We start from the raw sequence: 17,470 nt of genomic DNA, 5'->3' as shown, positions 1-17,470 counted from the left end.
GAGGTTCGCCTCAAAGCTCCTGCTTCGTAGGACGGAACAGGATTTCGTTGATGTCTACGTCCTCGGGCTGGCTCATCGCAAAGAGAACGCAGCGTGCGAAGCTCGAGGCTGGGATGGCGTGGGTCTCGTAGAACAGTGCGACCCCAGCGGCGACACCTTCGGCGCCGACCGAGGCGGGCAGCTCCGTATCCACTGCGCCCGGCGACAGGACGGTGGTGCGGATGTTGTAGGCCTTCACCTCCTGGCGCAGCGCTTCGGAGATAACGCGAACGGAGTATTTACTAGCCGAATAGATTGCGCCGCCGATGCCAACCTTATGGCCAGCAACGGAGGCGACATTGATGAACTGGCCGGCCTTCTGCGCCTTGAAATGGGGAAGCGCGGCGGCAATGCCCCACAGCACTCCCTTGATGTTCACATCAATGCACTGATTCCACTCATCGAAGCGCAGCATCTCGAGTGGCGCGAGCGGCATAACGCCCGCGTTGTTGAGCATCACGTCGATGCGCCCAAACGTCTTGATCGCATGCTCGACAAAGGCCTGGACCTGCTCGCGCTCTCTTACGTCCATTTTGAAGACGATGCAGTTCTCTCTGCCCAGTTCCCCAGCCAACGCTTCAAGTCGATCCAGGCGACGTGCTCCGAGCGCGACCCTCGCACCTTCTTTCACCAGGTGCCGTGCCGTTTCAGCGCCAAGGCCCGAGCTGGCGCCGGTAATAACGACAACCTTGCCTGCAATGTTTTCCATCGGATGAACTCCATCCTTCCGCTACGGCGTGAGTTGTGGCCCCGACTGGACTCGATACGCATCGTGTCGATGCCTCTCCTACGCCTCCGCGATGCTACTGACTCGAGTGCCGTTCATGGGCCTCCACCGCCATCGAGATGCTTCTCCGCAAGGAACTTCGACAGCAGATTCGCAATCTCGGCGTTGTTTGTGTCGGAAAACGGGAAGTGGGTGTTGCCCCGGATCCCAAGTCCTGGGAGATGAATGACAGTGACATCACCACCATGGCGATTGACCGCGTCGCGCCAAAGCCGTGCCATCGCGAGCCGAACGCGCCAGTTGTCCTGACCGGGGTTCGGCGACGGCTCAGCGGGGATGTTGTCTCCAAAGTAGATCGCAATGGGGATTTTCGTCAGCGCCATGAACTGCTCGAGAGGAACCCCCACAGGCTCAAGCGGTCCCGTGAGACTGGGCATCGGTGCGGGCACCTCGCCCTCTGGAAAAACGAAACCGCTGCCAGGCTCGTAGGATACGACCGCGCGGACCTTGGACGACTTCATCACAGTGAGCCAGCCTGGACCGCCACCTTGCGAGTGGGTGACGAGGACGCCTGGGCCGATCTTCTCAAAAAGCGCTGCGACAGCGCTCGCGTTTACGTCCGCGTCATAGGGCCCCGTGTTCGGCGTCATCGAGCGGAAGAACTGGTTGAGCGCCTCGGGCGCACGCGAGAACTGGACGCCCGGAAAGTAGTCGGGCCAGACTCCAATGCGAAACATGCCGAACCACATCTGGTCGTCAGTCGTCGCGGGAATGGCCGAGGCCACGGTGCTACGTCCCGCGTCGCCGCGACGCGGCTGGTCAAGCAGGTATACTGAGAACCGGCGGCGCAGAAAGAGGTTCTGAAAGCCCTCGCGCCCGTCCGCGGTCGTTTCCCAGGTCTTCGAGAACTGCCCCGCGCCGTGCCAAAAGACGAGGGGTAGTGGGCGCGCGTCGGCCGGGACTTGGTAGAAGACGTACGCGTGATCTCCATGGAGCGTGCCGCCCTCCGACGACGGATGGAGTGGGTTGAAGGTACCAGGGCTGGTCACGACGGTCCCGCCTACGGCGAAGCTCCCCTGCTCCTTGAGGACGAGGGCAGTCGACGCCGACGCCGGTTCATCGCTTCGGGCAACCCTCACGCAGGCGCTCGACCCGAGGAGCGACGCGACGAGCCACAGTCGAATCCACCATACCGTCCGCATTGTCATCACCTCCCGAGCGACGTTCCGAAGAACTCCGTCAGCTTGTTCATTGCGGCGTCCACATACTTGGGAACCCAGTAGGTCTCGATATGCGTGGCGCCGTCGATCTTGAAGAGTTCCTTGTTCTTCGCGCCGGTGGCCTTGGCGAACGCATCCTCGGTCATGTAGAGACTGTCGGCCTTGCTCCCCGCGATCATCAGCAAGGGTATATCGAGCAACTCAAGCTGGTCAGTGGCGTCGAAGCTCATCAGGTCCAGTAAACTGCTCGTCGTGTACTTGAAGGTCGAACCGGGGTGCGTGTGCGTCTTCCAGTAGTACTCGTAACCCTGCCGATACAGATCGAACGGCAGTTTGGCGATCTGCTCATCAGTCAGATTGGCGTCCCCCGAATAGAGAACCTCCCCGCCAGCCGCCTCCTGGACACGGGCAGCCGAAGCCTGCTGCAGGCGCTCCTGGATGGTGGACAGTTGCGAATCCATGTAGCCGTTGCGACGCACCCGCCCGGAGTTGAACATGCTCAAGGTCGCAATCGCCTTGAATCGCTTGTCAGTTTGCGCGGCTTTCAATGAGTATCCGCCGCCACCACAGATTCCGAGCAAGCCCAGACGTGTGACATCGACGCCCGGATACCGCGCGATGAAGTCCGCCATGCCGTGGATGTCCTCGATGCGGTATGCGGGCTTGTCCACATTGCGCGGCTGGCCGCCGCTTGCCCCCTGATATGCCGCATCCGCCGCAATCGTGATGTATCCCTGCTCCGCCAACCGCTGCGCGTACAAGCCGGCCACCTGCTCCTTTACCCCACCATTCGGGTGCGCCACCACGACAGCCGGATAAGACTTCTTCGAATCATAGTTGGCGGGAGTGTAAACGTTGGCCGCAATATCCAAGCCATTCAGCTTATACGTGACGGCATGCATGTTGACCTTGCCGGGCTCGTTCTTCGTAATCGCGCCCCCGTAGACCAGAGTGAAGGGATTGGTCCCGTTGCCTGGCGTGACGAGGACTGATGACTCACGACCGTCCGCGCGGACTGTGGCAGCTTTCGCGCACGACATCATCATCGCGCTCGCGACGAGCAAAAGGTGGACCGATGCGCTTCGCTTCATGGCGTTGCCTCTCCTTGGCTTGCCTTCGTTGACGGAAGGTCGCTATCCGTGAGCCAAAGGATGCTCTCGGGCAGCCCTGCCCCCCTGCACTGAGGGCTCTTCGACGCGGCCTCGCCGCTCTCGCGCAGCGCCTCCGCGGTCGAGATCAAAGGTCCAGGAAGCGGTCACCAATCGGCTGGCCGCCTCGACGGCCAGGGGCCATCACGGCTTTCTGGCAGGAGTAAGTGCCCTCACTGACACGGCCAGAAACTATCTGCCCCGGCCTCATCAGACTAGGTGGCGAGGAAGCGAAGGGCTTTAAACCTGCGCTTTAAGATGGGCACCTGCTAGAAGGTCGCCATCGAACGGACTACCGGCATGCGGTGCACCACGTGCCAGCAGAGCGAAGCATCGGAGGCCCGAAGGGATGCACGCCATGAAGACGACGCTCCTCCCGCAGCTCCAGGTGTTCCTCGTGGTGGCGCGTCTTGGGAGCTTCAGCTCCGCAGCGCGTGAACTCGGCGTCTCTCCGGCCGCGGTGAGTCAGTCCGTGCGCCAGCTCGAAACACAGCTGGGCGTCGTGCTCTTCGCCCGCACCACGCGAAGCATGTCACTTACCGACGCAGGGCGGAGGCTGTTGGAAGGCGCAGGTCCAGGACTCAATCAGGTGCTCGCGAGCCTCACGGAAGTGTCGGCGCAGCCGGGCGAAGCAGTGGGGCGCCTGAAACTGACGGTACCGGAGATTGCCGTGCCCTTCGTCATGACACCGGTGCTGCCTGCATTCCGTGCGCGCCACCCGCGGGTAGAGGTGGAGGTCGTCGTCGAGAACCGCCTCGTCGACATCGTGGCGGAGGGCTACGACGCGGGTGTCCGCCTGCACGAGGCCATCGAGCGCGACATGGTGCAGGTACGCCTCACCGAAGCGTTCCGCTTCGTTGTCGTGGGCGCCCCCTCCTACCTCGCGAGGCGCGGCACGCCCCAGAAGCCCGAGGATCTGCTGCGCCACGAGTGCTTCACCATTCGTATGCCCTCTAGCGGGGGGCTCTATGCCTGGGAGCTGGAACGAGGAAAGAGGAACTGGCGGGTGCCGGTACGCGGCGGAGTCGTCACTAACCACCGTCTATTGACGCAGGCACTCGTGGAGCAGGGCATGGGGTTGGCCTATGCCTTTGAGCCTGCAGTGAAAGAGGCTCTGCGCACTGGGAGACTCGTGCGTGTGCTTGAGGAGTACGCGCCCACGGTGCCCGGCTACTTCATCTACTTCCCCAGCCGGGCGCGGCGTTCGGCGCCTCTGCGCCTCTTCATCGACGTAGCCAAGGAACTGGCCATCAAGGCGTTGTGAAGCCGCCCGGTGTCGGGGAGCGACCCGCGCTCGTCAAGTCCAAGACTCAAGACTGATGAAGGGCGGCCATCGTTTGCCTTGGACGCCCGATAGGACGCCTGCCGGCCCACCTCGAACCAGGTGCGGGTGCCGACGCTCCGACAGGGAAGTGTCTTGGCAGCAGCCACTTTCAACCGCAGCTTCAAGGCCCTTCGCCCTCTCGCCCGCTAGTTCCGTGCAGCCTCCCCTGACTACTTTTCTTCGTGTGGGTGAAGGTCCTCGAGCCGAGGCCCGCCACGAACCGCGCAACGGACGCGCAGGGGAAACAGGACGATGAGCACGAAGAGCCCTCTCATGACCTTCAACAACGGCGTGCGGATGCCGGCCCTGGGGCTTGGCGTTTTCCAGAGCCCGCCGGCAGAGACCGTGGGTGCCGTCGAGGCAGCCATCGGTACCGGCTACCGGCTGATTGATACCGCCGCCGCGTACGCCAACGAGCGCGAGGTCGGTGAAGGCATCCGTCGGTCCGGCATTCCCCGCGACGAGGTGTTCATCGAGACGAAGGTCTGGATCAGCGACTACGGCTACGAGGCCACTCTGCACGCGTTCGACAAAAGCGCTCGCAAGCTCGGCGTCGAGCGGCTCGACCTACTGCTCCTGCATCAGCCGCTGCCATCGGCGTTCGACCGCACGCTCGAAGCCTACCGTGCGCTCGAGAAGCTGCTCGCGGACGGCAGGGTGCGCGCAATCGGCGTGAGCAACTTCATGCCCGAGCACCTCGACCGCCTGCTGAGCGCAGCGTCCGTCGTGCCCGCCGTGAATCAGATCGAAGTGCATCCGTTCTTTCAGCAGACGGCACTGCAGCGCGCGCACGAGAAGCACGGGATTGCGACCCAGGCCTGGTCGCCCATCGGCGGCGTCATCACCTACGGGGGCCAAGAGAAGACCCCGTTGGACAATCCGACGCTGCTCGGGATTGCGCGCCAGTACGGCAAGTCCGCCGCCCAGGTGATGCTCCGCTGGCACCTGCAAAAGGGCCGTTCGGCAATCCCGAAGTCGGTCAAGCCCGCGCGCATCGCCGAGAACTTCGACGTCTTCGACTTCGAGCTCACGCGCGAGCAGTTGGCCGCCATCGACGCGCTCGATACCCAGGTGCGCGGCGGACCGGCCCCCGACAGCATCACCCTCGCCAACTACGGCAAAGCGATCCCCGAGGCGTAACGCCCCCCGCCGTGACGTAGACCGCAGACGCACGGAGATGACTCGTGCGCGACGAACTGAACGCCCTTCATCGAGAAAACGACTGCACATGGCATCGGAACGTAAGAACAAGCTGGGACGCCGCTCCTTCCTGCTGTCGGCTGGAGCCCTGTCCGCCACCCCGCTCCTAGGCTGCACGGCCACGCAGTCCTCCGCAAAGCCGGCGGCATCGAGCGGGACACCGGCGCCCAAGGCAATCGGACGGCGAAGCCTGGGCTCGCTGGAGGTTTCCAGCGTCGGGCTCGGCGTCCAAAATATGAGCCGCACTTACCAGACCACGGTTCCGAGCCGGCCCGAGATGCTCAACATCATCCGGACCGCCCACGACCGGGGCGTCACCTTCTTCGATGCAGCCGAGGCATACGGTCCTCATGAGGTCGAACGCATTCTCGGCGAGGGCGTTGCTCCGTTCCGGGACAAGGTCGTCATCGCCTCCAAGTTCGGTTGGAACATCGACCTTGAGACCGGCGAGCGTCGCCCAGGCCTCAATAGCCGCCCGGAGCGTATCAAGTTGGCCGCCGAGGGCATGCTCAAGCGCCTCAGCACCGACCGTATCGATCTCCTCTACCAGCATCGGGTTGACCCGGAGGTCCCCATCGAGGACGTCGCCGGGGCGGTCAAGGACCTGATGGCCCAGGGCAAGGTGCTGCACTGGGGCCTCTCCGAAATGGGGCCGAAGACGCTGCGCCGCGCGCATGCCGCGCTGCCCGTGAGTGCCGTCCAGAACGAGTACTCGATGCTGTGGCGTGGCCCCGAGGCGGTCATCATTCCGCTCTGCGAGGAGCTGGGCATCGGCTTCGTGCCTTGGAGCCCACTCGGCGTGGGGTTCCTCACAGGGGCCATCGACGCGAACACGCGCTTCGCGCCAGGCGACATTCGCGGCGTCGAGTCCCGCTTCTCTCCCGAGAACCTGCCGCACAACCTGGCTCTCATCGAACGGGTCAAGCGCTGGGCCGAGCGAAAGCGAGCCACTCCTGCCCAGCTCGCTCTGGCCTGGCTGATGGCGCAAAAGCCCTGGATTGTCCCCATCCCGGGGACGACACAGATGGCGCACATGCTCGAGAACATCAGGGCGGTTGACGTGCGCTTCTCGCCGGCCGAACTCGCTGAGCTGAACAACACCATCTCTGAGGTCGAGATTCGCGGCGCCCGGCTCCCGGAACAGGCGCTGGTTTTCTCGGGGGTCGAGGCGCCCCTGAAAAAGTAAGGCCGCGATGACTCGATTCATGAGCGGCAGGGCTTCACCGCGGTGCGTCACCCCATCCACTGGAGCGCGCCCGCAGGACGTTTGGAAGGAGATGCGAGATGAGGAAGCGTGCGTTGGGTAGGAACGGAGTCGAGGTCTCTTCGATTGGCTACGGGGCCATGGGGCTGAGCCACGGCTATGGGCCCGCCACCGCCAGGCAGCAGGCCATCAAGATCGTCCGCGCGGCCTTCGAGCGTGGCGTGACCTTCTTCGACACGGCGCAAATCTATGGTGCGGAGAACGAGGAGCTCGTCGGGGAGGCGCTCGCGCCGTTCCGCGGACAGGTGGTGATTGCCACCAAGTTCGGCTTCGACCTCGACGTGCCCGCTGGCCAGCAGGTGCTGAACAGTCGCCCGGAGAACATCCGTAAGGTGACGGAAGGCTCGCTCCGGCGCCTGCGTGTCGACGCCATCGACCTGTACTATCAGCATCGCGTCGATCCAAACGTGCCAATCGAGGACGTCGCCGGGACGATCAGGGAGATGATCACCGAGGGCAAGGTCAGGCACTTTGGTCTCTCAGAGGCTGGCGTCGAGACGATCCGGCGCGCCCACGCCGTGCAGCCCGTCACTGCGGTCCAGAGCGAATACTCTCTCTCTGGTGGCGCGAGCCCGAGCAGGCAGTGCTGCCAACCTGCGAGGAACTCGGCATCGGCTTCGTTCCCTTCAGCCCCTTGGGCAAGGGCTTCCTCACGGGGAAGATTACCGAGAGCACGGAGTTCGGAAGCGGCGACCTGCGCGGTACGACGTTCCCCCGCTTCACGCCCGAGAACATCAGGGAGAACCAAGCGTTCGTGGACTTCATCAAGCAGGTAGCCTCAAGGAAGCGGGCGACGCCGGCGCAGGTCGCGCTCGCGTGGCTGCTCGCGCAGAAGCCTTGGATCGTTCCCATCCCGGGGACAACGAAGCTGCACCGCCTCGAGGAGAACCTCGGCGCGGCGAATGTCGAGCTCTCGCCCGACGACCTGCGGCAAATCGACGGAGCGGCGGCCTGGCTCACCATTCACGGTGACCGCTACCCTGCGCACCTGCAGGCGCGAGTGGGACGCTGAACGTCCGCGACACCGGTGTACCTATCCCAAATTCAGTCGCTGCGTCGTAGATGCGCCAGGCCACTTCAGACATTGCGTCACTGCGAGCGAGCGAGGCGCGCGGTCCTCGGTGAGCCGGGAGACACGAACGCTGGAGAAGAAGGTGGAGGCGCTGCGCCCCCAGCCTAAACGCCCGATCACGAATCTCGCACGCACTCAGGCGGCGCGCCGCAGATGGACCTTGCGGAGGATAGGACTGGCACGACGCTGGGCGTTGCGAGCGTGCAGGTAGGCATGGACGCGCCGCATCAGCTTCTGGAGGGTGCGGCAGCGATGGTTGCGGGTGACATTGGAGTGGAGGTCCAGCCAGACGCGCTCAATGCGATTGGCGTCCGGGCAGTAAGGCGGCAGGAAGTGGAGGACAATCCGGCCGTCGAGTTGCTCGAGCGCCTTCTTCGTCTTCTTGCTGCTGTGGATGGAGGCGTTGTCCAAGATAAGGTGGATTCGTGGGGCGCCACGGTACTCACCGCAGATGCGCCAAAGGAGTTGGATGAAGAGTGAGCTGGCCTTCGACTTGCCTTCCACCCAGGTGAGGCGGCCCGTCTTCGAGTCCAGGGCGCCAGCCAGGTATCGCTTCTTGTTGTTGCCTGGCGTGAGTACCACTCGGCGCTGGCCGGGCAGGCACCAGTCGCGCCCCACCTTCGGGTTGAGATGGCTGTCCACCTCGTCCACGTAGAGGACCGGCTCCTCGGACCGGGCATATGCTTCCAGGCACCGCAGCTCGAATAGACGCCGGCGCCGCTTCCAGCCCGGCCAAGGGCAGCCCACGACGGGTTTGGCCGCCTTCAGGCTCGCACCGAGGGTGGCAAGCGCACGGCCCATGGTGACAACCGACACCCGCGCCAAGCCCCGGCGCTCCATCTCCAGCGCGAGCAACTCCCGCGTCCACGTCGGGCGGCACCAGCCCACCTCTTCGGGAGTACCCGCCAGCACACGCGAGAGAATGGCGAGGAAGCGCTCATCCACCTCCGCCTCGCCATTGGCTGCCCTGCGGTCCAACAGGGCTTTACGCCGTCCCGTCCGGTAGCGATTGACCGCGGAGACGACGGTGGAGGTGGCGCACGCCAGCGCACGTGCGACCTCGCTGCACGAGTGGCCGCGCGACACTCCCACCACTGCCATGCACCGCCGCAGGGTGAGCGGGCAGCCGCTCCTTTCACCCCAGAGGATGAGGGAGCGGCGCTGCAGCCGCGACAGACGGGGCGTACCTTTGTCCCTGGGCGGGGCCTTTCCGCTTCCTGGTCTTCTGCGCACACAGAGCCGAACGGGATGTGCCCCTGCCTCTTCCTCGCGCCCCGCGCGCCCGCCCGCTCACCAACCGCGATCGAGAATCACGAGCGGTGGTTTAGGCCTTTCCCTACCTCTACCTGGATGGCCACCTTCCTGGACGCGAGGTGGGTGCGCACGGGGCAGAGTGTCTCCGCGCTGGTGGCCTACGGGGTGGGCGAGGATGGGCACCGGCACCTGCTGGCGTTGACGCTGGGCGGCAGCGACTCGGCGGACTCGTGGCTGGCGTTGCTGCGCCAACTCCTCGAGCGGGGGCTGAGGTGCGTGCGTCTCATCATTGCCGACGGGCACGAGGGCCTGACCGCCACGGCCCGGCACGCCTTGCCCGAAGCGCAGCTGCAGCGCTGCACGGTGCAGTTGACGCGAAACATCCTCGCCAATGCCCCCTGGAGGCTGCGCGGACGGCTGGGCAAGGAGACGTCTGCCGTCTTCGAGGCCGCCTCCCGTCAGGACGCCAGGAAGAGACTGGAGGCCCTCCAGGAGGGGTTGGGGCGTCAGGTCCTCGAAGCCATGGCGTGCGTGCGAGAGGGCTTCGCCGCCGCCACCTGCTTGTTCGCCTTCCCCAAGGCCCACTGCAAGCGCCTGCGCAGCACCAACGGATTGGAGCGCCTCCGCGGTGAGGCCAAGCGCTGCATCCGTGCTGTCGGTGCCTTCCCGGACCGTGCCAGCGCTCTGTGCCTCATCACCGCTGTCCCTCTCGAAGTCACTGGCGTCTGGGATGACCGCCGCTACATCGACATGTCCTTGCTGAACTCAATCCCAGCCTCCGAATCATGATGCCCGTGGAGCTTTCCTTCCCGTTCTCCTCCGAACCCACGACTCAAAATTCGGGACTTGACCCTCACGAGCCGTGTAGGTTGGTTCGATGATCATTGCCCTCGCGCTCACCGCCCTCCTGGGACTCTTGTTCTTAGTCCTTCTGTCCGGCGAGAAGAAGGCAGTCGAGCGCGTCCGTCGCGAGGGGAAACGCTATGTCGCCGTCATCAAGGATCTCGGCGCCATGCGGAGCGGCAGAGGCCGAGCGTGGCTCCTGCTGAAACTCGAAACTCCATCGGGCCCGGTGGGAAAGCGGCTCATCGTGCCGATCCAAGGAGCGGTGACCTGGGACTTCCTCACCACGGCGCGCGTGACCGAGCAGCCAGTGTACGTGCACTGCCTTCTGGACCCGAGCGTCGAGGGGGTTGTTACCCAGTACGGCTTCGTCCTCGAGGAAGCCCCATGATGGCTTGTGTGCCTACGAGGCTCGCTCGCCACGTCATGCGTGCGTCACGGCAACATTCGACAGCGCGTCAATGCGAGTGAGCGAGGCGCGCGTAAGACCGTCATGATGACAGGGCCACGCCGGAAACCGTACAGCAGCCCGCCTGCAGTGCCTGGCCCCCCCCAGGGCCCGGCACACGCCCCCTTCCGGCTCAGAGCTCCGCGGGGCACACTGGCATGGAGGTAATCCAACCATCCACCAGCGTCGTGCCCTCCGTGTCGAGGATGGCGGTGGCGAGCGGTGGCATGCGTGACGTCGAGAGGGAGTGCATGCGCCGCGACAGCACCGACTTCGAGGGGGCTCCCGGCGCGATGAGCAGGGCCCCCGCAATGCCCAGCTCCCCATACTGCGGGGCCACGCCGCAGACCTTCATGGCCGGCACGGACGTGGAGTAGCGCAGGTCCAACTCCCCCCGCCCCAGGCCATTGGGCCGGTGACAGACGGCGCAGTTCACATGGAGGTACGCCCGCGCCCGCGCCTCCACGGGCTCCGGACCGTCGTAGGCCGGCATCCGGGGGAACTGGTCCACGCCGGAGGGCAACGTCAGCACGCCGATGTGTGCCAGCGTTCCCAACTGCGAGGCCACGCGCGCTCCGGGGTACTCGAAGTCGCGGTTGAGCTGGGCCACCTCCAGCCCCAGCAAGAACCTCGCGGCGGCGGTGTGACACTGCATGCACTCGCCCCGGCTGGGAAAGGTCCACGTCTGGGTGCCCACTGTCTTCACCTTGCCCGTCTCCAGTAGCACCGCGTCCGTGCCCGCGTCGTTCCACTCGTACGTGTAGCCCGCCCAGACGCCGTCCGGGTGGCGCATGAAGAGCCGTGTCTCCACGAGACGGCCGCCGACCATGAACGTCTTCACCGCCACCGTGCCGGGAGGTGCCTCCAGGACGCCCTCCGGGCCCACCGACATCGACGTGCCGTCCGGCACCCCGATGAAACGCTCCTTCTGCGCGCCGTCCGACCAGAGCGGGGCATTCACGCCATAGGGGATGAGCCCCACGGCGGGCCGCTTCACGTCCAGCGGGTCCGCGCAGCCGGTGGCGGATAGGTGCGTGGGGAACGCGTCGCTCCCCGGCGCAGCGGGCAGCGAGGCGACGAGGCGGTGCAGGCCGCCTCCGGCGAAGTCCACCACCAGCAACTCGCCGTCGTTCATCTCCGCGAACGAGGAGATGGCGAGCGTCGTGGTGAACAGCAGCTCCGGCTTCGCTCCGCCGTCCGGCACGGCATCTCCCGGCAGCGTCCAGACACGGCCCGCGCCGAAGTCTCCGAAGACGTACTTGCCGACCAGCGCTGGCACGGCGGTGCCCCGGTACACGTAGCCGCCAGTGACGGAGATGCCCTCGGCACGGCCATAGGCGGCCACAGGCGGCGTCAGCCCGGCGGTGTCACAGCCGGCGCCGCGCACGCACTCGGAGCCCTCCAAGACGCTCCAGCCGTAGTTGCCCCCCAGCTCAACGCGGTTAATCTCCTCGAGGAGCTTCTCTCCCACGTCGCCCAGCCAGAGCGCCCCGGTGGCCCGGTCGAAGCTCCAGCGCCAGGGGTTGCGGAAACCCGAGGCGTAGATTTCCTTCCGGCCGCCGGTCGTCGCATATGGGTTGCCAGGTGGGATGGCGTAGGGGCGGGCACTGTCCACGTCGAGGCGCAGCATCTTCCCGAATAGCTCGTTGGGGTTCTGGGCCTTCCGGCTCGGGTCCACGCGACCGCCCCCATCGCCGAACGCGAAGTAGAGGAAGCCGTCCGGGCCGAACGCTAAGTGCCCGCCGTTGTGGAACGAGAAGGGTTGGTCTTGTTCGAGCACGCTCTCCGCGCTCGCCGGGTCCAGCGTGGCTCCGCCGTCCGCGCTCCGATAGCGGACGATGTACGAGCGAAGGCCCCCCATGGCGTTGTTCCCCACGTAGGAAAGGAACACCTGCCCGTTGGTGGCGAAGTTCGGATGGAAGGCCATGCCGAGCAGACCCGTCTCGTCATGCTCCATGTTGACCTGCCCGGAGAGGTCAATGAAGACGGAGCTGGTCACCGGCGTGACGCTCAAGGCGAAGACGCGGACCCGTCCGCCCCGCTCCACCACATAGATGCGGCGGCTGTCCCCTGGCGCCTGGAGCGCGAACACGGGCTGGGTGAAGCTCAGCTCCGGGTAAGCGCGCTCGAGAGTCGCGCCCGCGGGGGCCAGGGGGCGCGGGGGCGCGACACACGTGGGGTTCGCGGGCCGCACGTCGAGCCCGAAGAGTACCTCAGTATCGAAGCCTCCATCTGGGCCCCCCTCCCCCGGCTCTTCCGGCGGCTCGGCGCCCCGGCCATCCGAGGCGCCAGAACATGCGAGGAATATGCCGAGCGACATCATCGCGAGCGACACCAGGCTCACCAGCATCAGGAGTGGTGGACGTCGTTGCCTCATGGCGATGCTCTGGTCCGAGGTGTCGCTGAATGCCAGGGGCCGGGCCTCGTGTCCGAGCCCGCATCTGCCGGATGCCGGACTGCGCGCGGCCCCCTCGTCATGAAGTGCGCCAATGCCTCCTACCGTGGATGTCTCGGCCCGGACACGACCACGCCGCCGAACGCTCACGCGCCCACTCTTAATGGCACGCTTGAAGCACCCAAAGGTCGTTGAGCGCGTTGAGTCCACCCTCGGCCCCAGGGGCTGTACCTACCCAAAATTCGGTCGCTGCGTCATCGACGCGTCAAGTCCACTTCCGACAGCGCGTCAATGCGAGTGAGCGAGGCGCGCACGAGCCCCAGGCGGGCCGCATCATTCGAACAGATGGCTGGATGGACGATGAGTGCTCCACGGGCGAGATAGGCGGCCCTCTCTGCTGTGCAACCGGAGGGGGGAGCATGCGCATGTGCGGCAAGAAGGGCCGCCCTTACGACGCCAGCCGTGCCCATCGCTACGTGGAGCGCTTCGAGACGTACTGCCAGCGGGAGAGGGACAGCCCGGGCCCATGGCGCTGGCGTTTGAGGTACCCGCGCGCGTGGCGCTCCACCGCGCCGCGCCAGACTAGGCCAACCTCAGAAGAGGGGGGCCCGTCGGGACCGCCGCGGCGAGGCGGCGGTCCCGACGCCCGCCTCAATCACAGTAGTACGTCGGAGCCAGTTCCAGGACGCGCTGCTCGGCCATGGGGGAGAGCGCGCGCAGGCGGGAGAGGAAGAGGGGCGCCTTCATCCCCATTCCGATGAAACCCCAGACATACGAACGCTCCTGGGACTCGGCCAGGTGCTTTTGTTCCTCCGGGGTGAACGTGCGCCCCACCACCTTCTCCAGCGTCTGGAGATCCAGCGCGAGCTGAGCGTTCAACGTCCCCCGCAGCGCCTGGAGCAACTCCGCGTACTCCCTGAGGGCCTCGTCCAACGTATCGGGCTCCCGGGCGAGGATTTTCTGCGCCTCCAGGAAGTCCAGCCGGGTGTGCTGCGCCTCTTCGAGCCAGTGGTGCTTGAGCAGGTTGCAGAACAGCGGGTCCAGCTTCTCCGCCTTGTTTCCGCGGACCGTCTCCAGATAGTGCTGCTGCGTCATCAACTCCAGGTGCAGGTTGAAGATGAGCACCCCCAGGTTCGACTTCGCCATGATGGCCCGCGCCACCTCGACGTGGTTGTCGAGCAGGGCGGGGACGACCTTGAACCCCCGGGCGAACGCGCCGGTGAAGCGCGCGAAGAGCTGCTGGTGCTTCAGCTCCTCCTCCGTGAAGCGCAGGAGCGCGCGCATGTGCGTCGCGTTCCCGTGCAGCTCCAGGCTGGCGCGCTGGGCGGCCAGGGCCACGGCGTACTCCTCCAGGAACAGGAACAGGTGCGCATAGCTGTTGGAGCGGATGTGATTCAGCATCAGCCGCTCCTCAGCGTTCAGGAAGGGAATGGCTTCCGCGCCCGTCAGCGTATCCGAAAGGAACCGCTGACTGAAATCCAGGACGGTGTCCTTGGGCAATACGTCATCAAGGCGCCAGGAGACCTTCTCCGAGCTCTGGATACAGGACTGATACTCCGGATTTTGATTCAACATTCGAAATGAACCTCCCTATAAAAATCAAACACTGATGGCACGAGTGGGCTTGCCGCGAGGGGGGGGCGGCCCTCCTGAGAGCAAAGCGCCCTCCATCCACCAGCCAACGAGGGCGAACTTTTCAATATACCCTGTGAAGCACGACGATTTGCTGGCACGGTTTCTGGGTGGGGGCGCCATGCCCTTGGTACGACCACAACTCCCTCACGTTCGCGAGCGACATGTCCGCTCCACGAGCCACGCCCTGGCCGGCCCCCGGCCGCCCTGCCTCCTGCTGGAGTGGGCTGGGAGGCCGGGGGCTGGGACTCTGGCTCTGGTGGAGACGAAGATAAGCGGAGGATGCCTAGCGGCAACTCAGGTCGAGCATGTAGCCGACGTATGTGGAGGTGTTCGCGCTATCCACCACGAAGCCTCGAACAAGGCCATTGCCACCACATTGGAAGGAGTACGTCTCCTTCCCCAGGATGCAGGAGCTGCTCCCCCCCACCTTCGTCAGCGAATCAATCTCGCCTGTCTGGAGGTTCCTGCACGACACCGATATTGTCGAGAGATTGATTTCACTGCACCAAGACTGATTCACAGGGGCCTTCGCCCAACCATTGATGCCCGTGATTTCGTGGAGGACGGCGCCCGGCCCGCAGTCCCTGGTGAAGGCCGTGCCTCCCGAGCCGCCAATCGCGGTGGCGCTCATCGCGGCGCCGATAATGGCTCCGGAGTCGAAGCGGGCACAGCGCAGCCCCAGCGCGTCCAGCCAGGCGCCCGCCCGGCCGTGGATGCCGACCGCCACCTTCGCCTCCTGGACGCGCACATTGCGACTCCCCCTGAGTAGCACCGCCAGCAACACCTCCTTCGAGCTGGCGGGCTGCGTGCGCGAGGTGGGCCGGCTCGGCCTCCAGTACAGCAACAGCGACACCGCCGCGCACGACAACCTGGCCGGGGGCGGCTCGGTGACGTTCCGCAGTCGCTTTCCCACCGCGCCCTCCTCCATCACCCTCAGCCCCTACGCCTTCGCCGGAAGCTTCATCGGCAATCCCACCGTCATGGCGCCGGACAGGGACGGCTTCGCCTTCTACACCCACCAAACCCTCCCAGGCCTCGCCTCGACGTACTGGTTCGGCTCGTACACCGCTGTCGCGTGAGGACGCCCCTATGGCCATTCACGAAGTCACCGCCGAGGACGTGCTTCAACGTTGCGCCCGGTGCGGCAGCGGCAATCGCCTCGCCCTCGACACCCTGGAGGTCGGCGTCGCGCGTCGCGAGGACGTGGACGACGGCATCGTCCAGCTCCCGCCCTGTCCCGCTTGCCGCTCCACCGAGTTCCTCATCCGCGCGGCCGAGGACGAGCCCGAGCACCCCGCGCCAGGCAGCTTCGGCCACCTGCACCGGCTCCTCGTCGGCCACCTCCATGCCGAGCTCGTCCAACGCGGGCGCCTGCACACAGTGCTCAAGCCCAAGGGGGGCGGTGCCGGCAAGGTGGTGGTGCGCCCCTTGTCGCAGGAGGCTCGCGAGCGCTGGTTCCCGCAAGGCCTCCGAATCGCGGTGCCTCCCGACGAGCAGCCCGGCGCCCCGGAAGAGCCCAGTCAATAGGCATACACCGCCAGCAAAACAGAGCCCCCCTGCGCCCGCCATGCCCCTGCATCCCGAATCCCTCCCTCCTCGGCTTGCTATCGCTCGAAGGTAGAGCGTGTATGTCTTCGCGCCCTCCCCACTGCGCGCCAAGGAGACACCCATGGTTATCGGCACTGATACCACCTACCTCGGCAACGAAATCCCCGGCCTCCGGGGGCAGAAGGTCCGCATCTTCGCGGTGCTGCGCGGCGGCACCCGCCCTGACGCCGACACGGACGCAGACGACTACTACGCGGACACGGACGAAAAGCTGGCGCGCCTCGGAGGCGTCACGGTCGAGGACTGCATCGACGCCGCCCCCATTCTCCCGGACGGCACCACCTCCTTTGTGCATGTCGATCCGCGCGCCATCGACTTGGAGTGCTTCGCGCACCTGCGCAAATAGTGACTTGCATTGCACCTGAGACAGAGCGCGTATGCACGCACGCGCTCGCGAGCAGGCGCGCCAGAGAAAGCCATGACAGACACCCCCGAGGCGTATAGCGCCTCCGAAGAGCAGGCCATCTTCCCATCGCGCGATGCAGCGCTTGAGAGAATCGCCAACAGGCACATGGGCTTCGACACGCTGCGGACGCGCATCGGCCCCATCGACTTCCGCGAAGTCGCGGTGTGGGAAGTGAAGGATGCCCTCGAAGCGGCCTACCAAGCTGGGCTCGACGCAGCCGGCAGCACTCGCGTTGCCGCCTCGAATCAGCTCAAGAGCCGTCGCAATCCCAGCGCACAATGACTTGCCATACGCGCGCAACAGAGCGTGTATGCCTCACGCGCGCCACCCAAGGGCGCGCGGAAGGACGAAACAATGACACCCCGCAAGCCACGCACCGCCAGCTCCGCGAAGCCTGCCCGGGCACCCGAGGCAACCCTCGAACGCATAGCAAGCGAAGCACTCAACATTGAAACCTTGAAGACACGCAACAGCGACAGCCTCGACTTTCACGACGTGGCGGTGTGGCGCCTGAAGGAGGCTCTCGAAGCCGCCTATCAGGCCGGCCTGAGCGCCGCCAGCAACACCCGCAGCAAGTAGCGCCTCCTCTCAACAACCACGCCCCGCCCAGCGGGGCGCCTGCGCATGAGGGCCTCCGGGCCACCCTTGCGAATGGCAGACGTGTACCCACAGCCCGGAAAGGAAAACACCACCATGCCCCGCACCACCGCCCCGAAGACGAAGAAGCTGGAGTCCATGAATTTGACGGAACTGCGCGCCCGCTTCCGCGAATTGGTGGGCGAGGAGACGCGCAGCCCCAACAAGACGTACCTCATTCGCCGCATCGAGGAATCCCTCGCCGCGAAGAAGCGGCGAGGGATTCCTCGATGCGGCGAATGAGGTACGTC

General features: G+C 65.5%; 16 protein-coding genes and 3 pseudogenes. 12 read left to right on the top strand and 7 right to left on the bottom strand.

The annotated features are described in order from the left end of the window. Positions 1-10 precede the first annotated feature (10 nt). From FL344_RS25325 to FL344_RS25315, 3 genes are all read right to left on the bottom strand, one after another. Positions 11-748, bottom strand: a complete 738-nt coding sequence (locus FL344_RS25325; RefSeq protein WP_141620328.1) for an SDR family oxidoreductase — start codon at positions 746-748, stop codon at positions 11-13. Between the two features lie 113 nt (positions 749-861). Then, complete coding sequence (locus FL344_RS25320; protein ID WP_141620327.1) at positions 862-1,968, bottom strand: alpha/beta fold hydrolase; 1,107 nt, start codon at positions 1,966-1,968, stop codon at positions 862-864. 5 nt (positions 1,969-1,973) lie between these two features. After that, positions 1,974-3,077, bottom strand: a complete 1,104-nt coding sequence (locus FL344_RS25315; protein WP_141620326.1) for an alpha/beta hydrolase — start codon at positions 3,075-3,077, stop codon at positions 1,974-1,976. Between the two features lie 415 nt (positions 3,078-3,492). On the opposite strand from FL344_RS25315, the gene FL344_RS25310 reads away from it, so the two are divergent. The 4 genes and pseudogenes from FL344_RS25310 to FL344_RS25295 all read left to right on the top strand — a co-directional run bounded on the left by FL344_RS25310 (position 3,493) and on the right by FL344_RS25295 (position 7,934). Beyond that, positions 3,493-4,398 (top strand): LysR family transcriptional regulator, encoded by a 906-nt coding sequence (locus FL344_RS25310; protein ID WP_141620325.1) that lies wholly within the window; start codon positions 3,493-3,495, stop codon positions 4,396-4,398. A 333-nt stretch (positions 4,399-4,731) separates the two neighbouring features. Beyond that, on the top strand, positions 4,732-5,598 hold the full coding sequence (locus tag FL344_RS25305; protein WP_305021772.1) for an aldo/keto reductase: 867 nt from the start codon (positions 4,732-4,734) through the stop codon (positions 5,596-5,598). A gap of 88 nt (positions 5,599-5,686) precedes the next feature. Beyond that, entirely contained in the window at positions 5,687-6,844 is a 1,158-nt protein-coding gene (locus FL344_RS25300; protein WP_141620323.1) for an aldo/keto reductase, read from the top strand. A gap of 98 nt (positions 6,845-6,942) precedes the next feature. Beyond that, positions 6,943-7,934: pseudogene (locus tag FL344_RS25295) on the top strand (aldo/keto reductase). Between the two features lie 195 nt (positions 7,935-8,129). On the opposite strand, the gene FL344_RS25290 reads toward FL344_RS25295, so the two are convergent. Beyond that, positions 8,130-9,095, bottom strand: coding sequence for an IS630 family transposase (locus tag FL344_RS25290; protein ID WP_141620322.1), 966 nt, complete (start codon positions 9,093-9,095; stop codon positions 8,130-8,132). Between the two features lie 233 nt (positions 9,096-9,328). Here FL344_RS25290 and FL344_RS25285 point away from each other — a divergent pair. Then, positions 9,329-10,037 (top strand): annotated as a pseudogene (locus FL344_RS25285) (transposase); the annotation flags it as partial. A gap of 88 nt (positions 10,038-10,125) precedes the next feature. Then, complete coding sequence (locus tag FL344_RS25280) at positions 10,126-10,482, top strand: hypothetical protein (protein ID WP_141620320.1); 357 nt, start codon at positions 10,126-10,128, stop codon at positions 10,480-10,482. Between the two features lie 190 nt (positions 10,483-10,672). Here the strand turns inward: FL344_RS25280 and FL344_RS25275 are convergent, their stop codons facing one another. From FL344_RS25275 to FL344_RS25265, 3 genes are all read right to left on the bottom strand, one after another. Then, complete coding sequence (locus FL344_RS25275; RefSeq protein WP_194863245.1) at positions 10,673-12,916, bottom strand: PQQ-dependent sugar dehydrogenase; 2,244 nt, start codon at positions 12,914-12,916, stop codon at positions 10,673-10,675. A gap of 669 nt (positions 12,917-13,585) precedes the next feature. Next, on the bottom strand, positions 13,586-14,509 hold the full coding sequence (locus FL344_RS25270; protein WP_141620318.1) for a hypothetical protein: 924 nt from the start codon (positions 14,507-14,509) through the stop codon (positions 13,586-13,588). Positions 14,510-14,852: 343 nt separating this feature from the next. Beyond that, complete coding sequence (locus tag FL344_RS25265) at positions 14,853-15,317, bottom strand: hypothetical protein (protein WP_228565354.1); 465 nt, start codon at positions 15,315-15,317, stop codon at positions 14,853-14,855. Position 15,318: 1 nt separating this feature from the next. On the opposite strand from FL344_RS25265, the gene FL344_RS25260 reads away from it, so the two are divergent. The 6 genes and pseudogenes from FL344_RS25260 to FL344_RS25235 form a co-directional block, all read left to right on the top strand. Further along, positions 15,319-15,648 carry a hypothetical protein gene (locus FL344_RS25260; RefSeq protein ID WP_228565353.1) on the top strand — a complete coding sequence of 110 codons (330 nt, stop codon included), beginning with the start codon at positions 15,319-15,321 and terminating at the stop codon, positions 15,646-15,648. Between the two features lie 10 nt (positions 15,649-15,658). After that, positions 15,659-16,096 carry a hypothetical protein gene (locus tag FL344_RS25255; protein WP_141620317.1) on the top strand — a complete coding sequence of 146 codons (438 nt, stop codon included), beginning with the start codon at positions 15,659-15,661 and terminating at the stop codon, positions 16,094-16,096. Positions 16,097-16,238: 142 nt separating this feature from the next. Beyond that, entirely contained in the window at positions 16,239-16,523 is a 285-nt protein-coding gene (locus FL344_RS25250) for a hypothetical protein (protein WP_141620316.1), read from the top strand. Between the two features lie 72 nt (positions 16,524-16,595). Next, positions 16,596-16,865 carry a hypothetical protein gene (locus FL344_RS25245; protein ID WP_141620315.1) on the top strand — a complete coding sequence of 90 codons (270 nt, stop codon included), beginning with the start codon at positions 16,596-16,598 and terminating at the stop codon, positions 16,863-16,865. A gap of 72 nt (positions 16,866-16,937) precedes the next feature. Next, positions 16,938-17,162: a hypothetical protein gene (locus FL344_RS25240; RefSeq protein ID WP_141254459.1), complete on the top strand. Its 225-nt coding sequence runs from the start codon at positions 16,938-16,940 to the stop codon at positions 17,160-17,162. A gap of 114 nt (positions 17,163-17,276) precedes the next feature. After that, positions 17,277-17,438, top strand: a pseudogene (locus FL344_RS25235) (DUF2924 domain-containing protein); the annotation flags it as partial. Positions 17,439-17,470: the final 32 nt, after the last annotated feature.

Source organism: Myxococcus sp. AB036A, assembly GCF_006547355.1.
Taxonomy (GTDB): domain Bacteria; phylum Myxococcota; class Myxococcia; order Myxococcales; family Myxococcaceae; genus Myxococcus; species Myxococcus virescens.
This window is presented reverse-complemented; position numbering and strand designations above follow the sequence as displayed.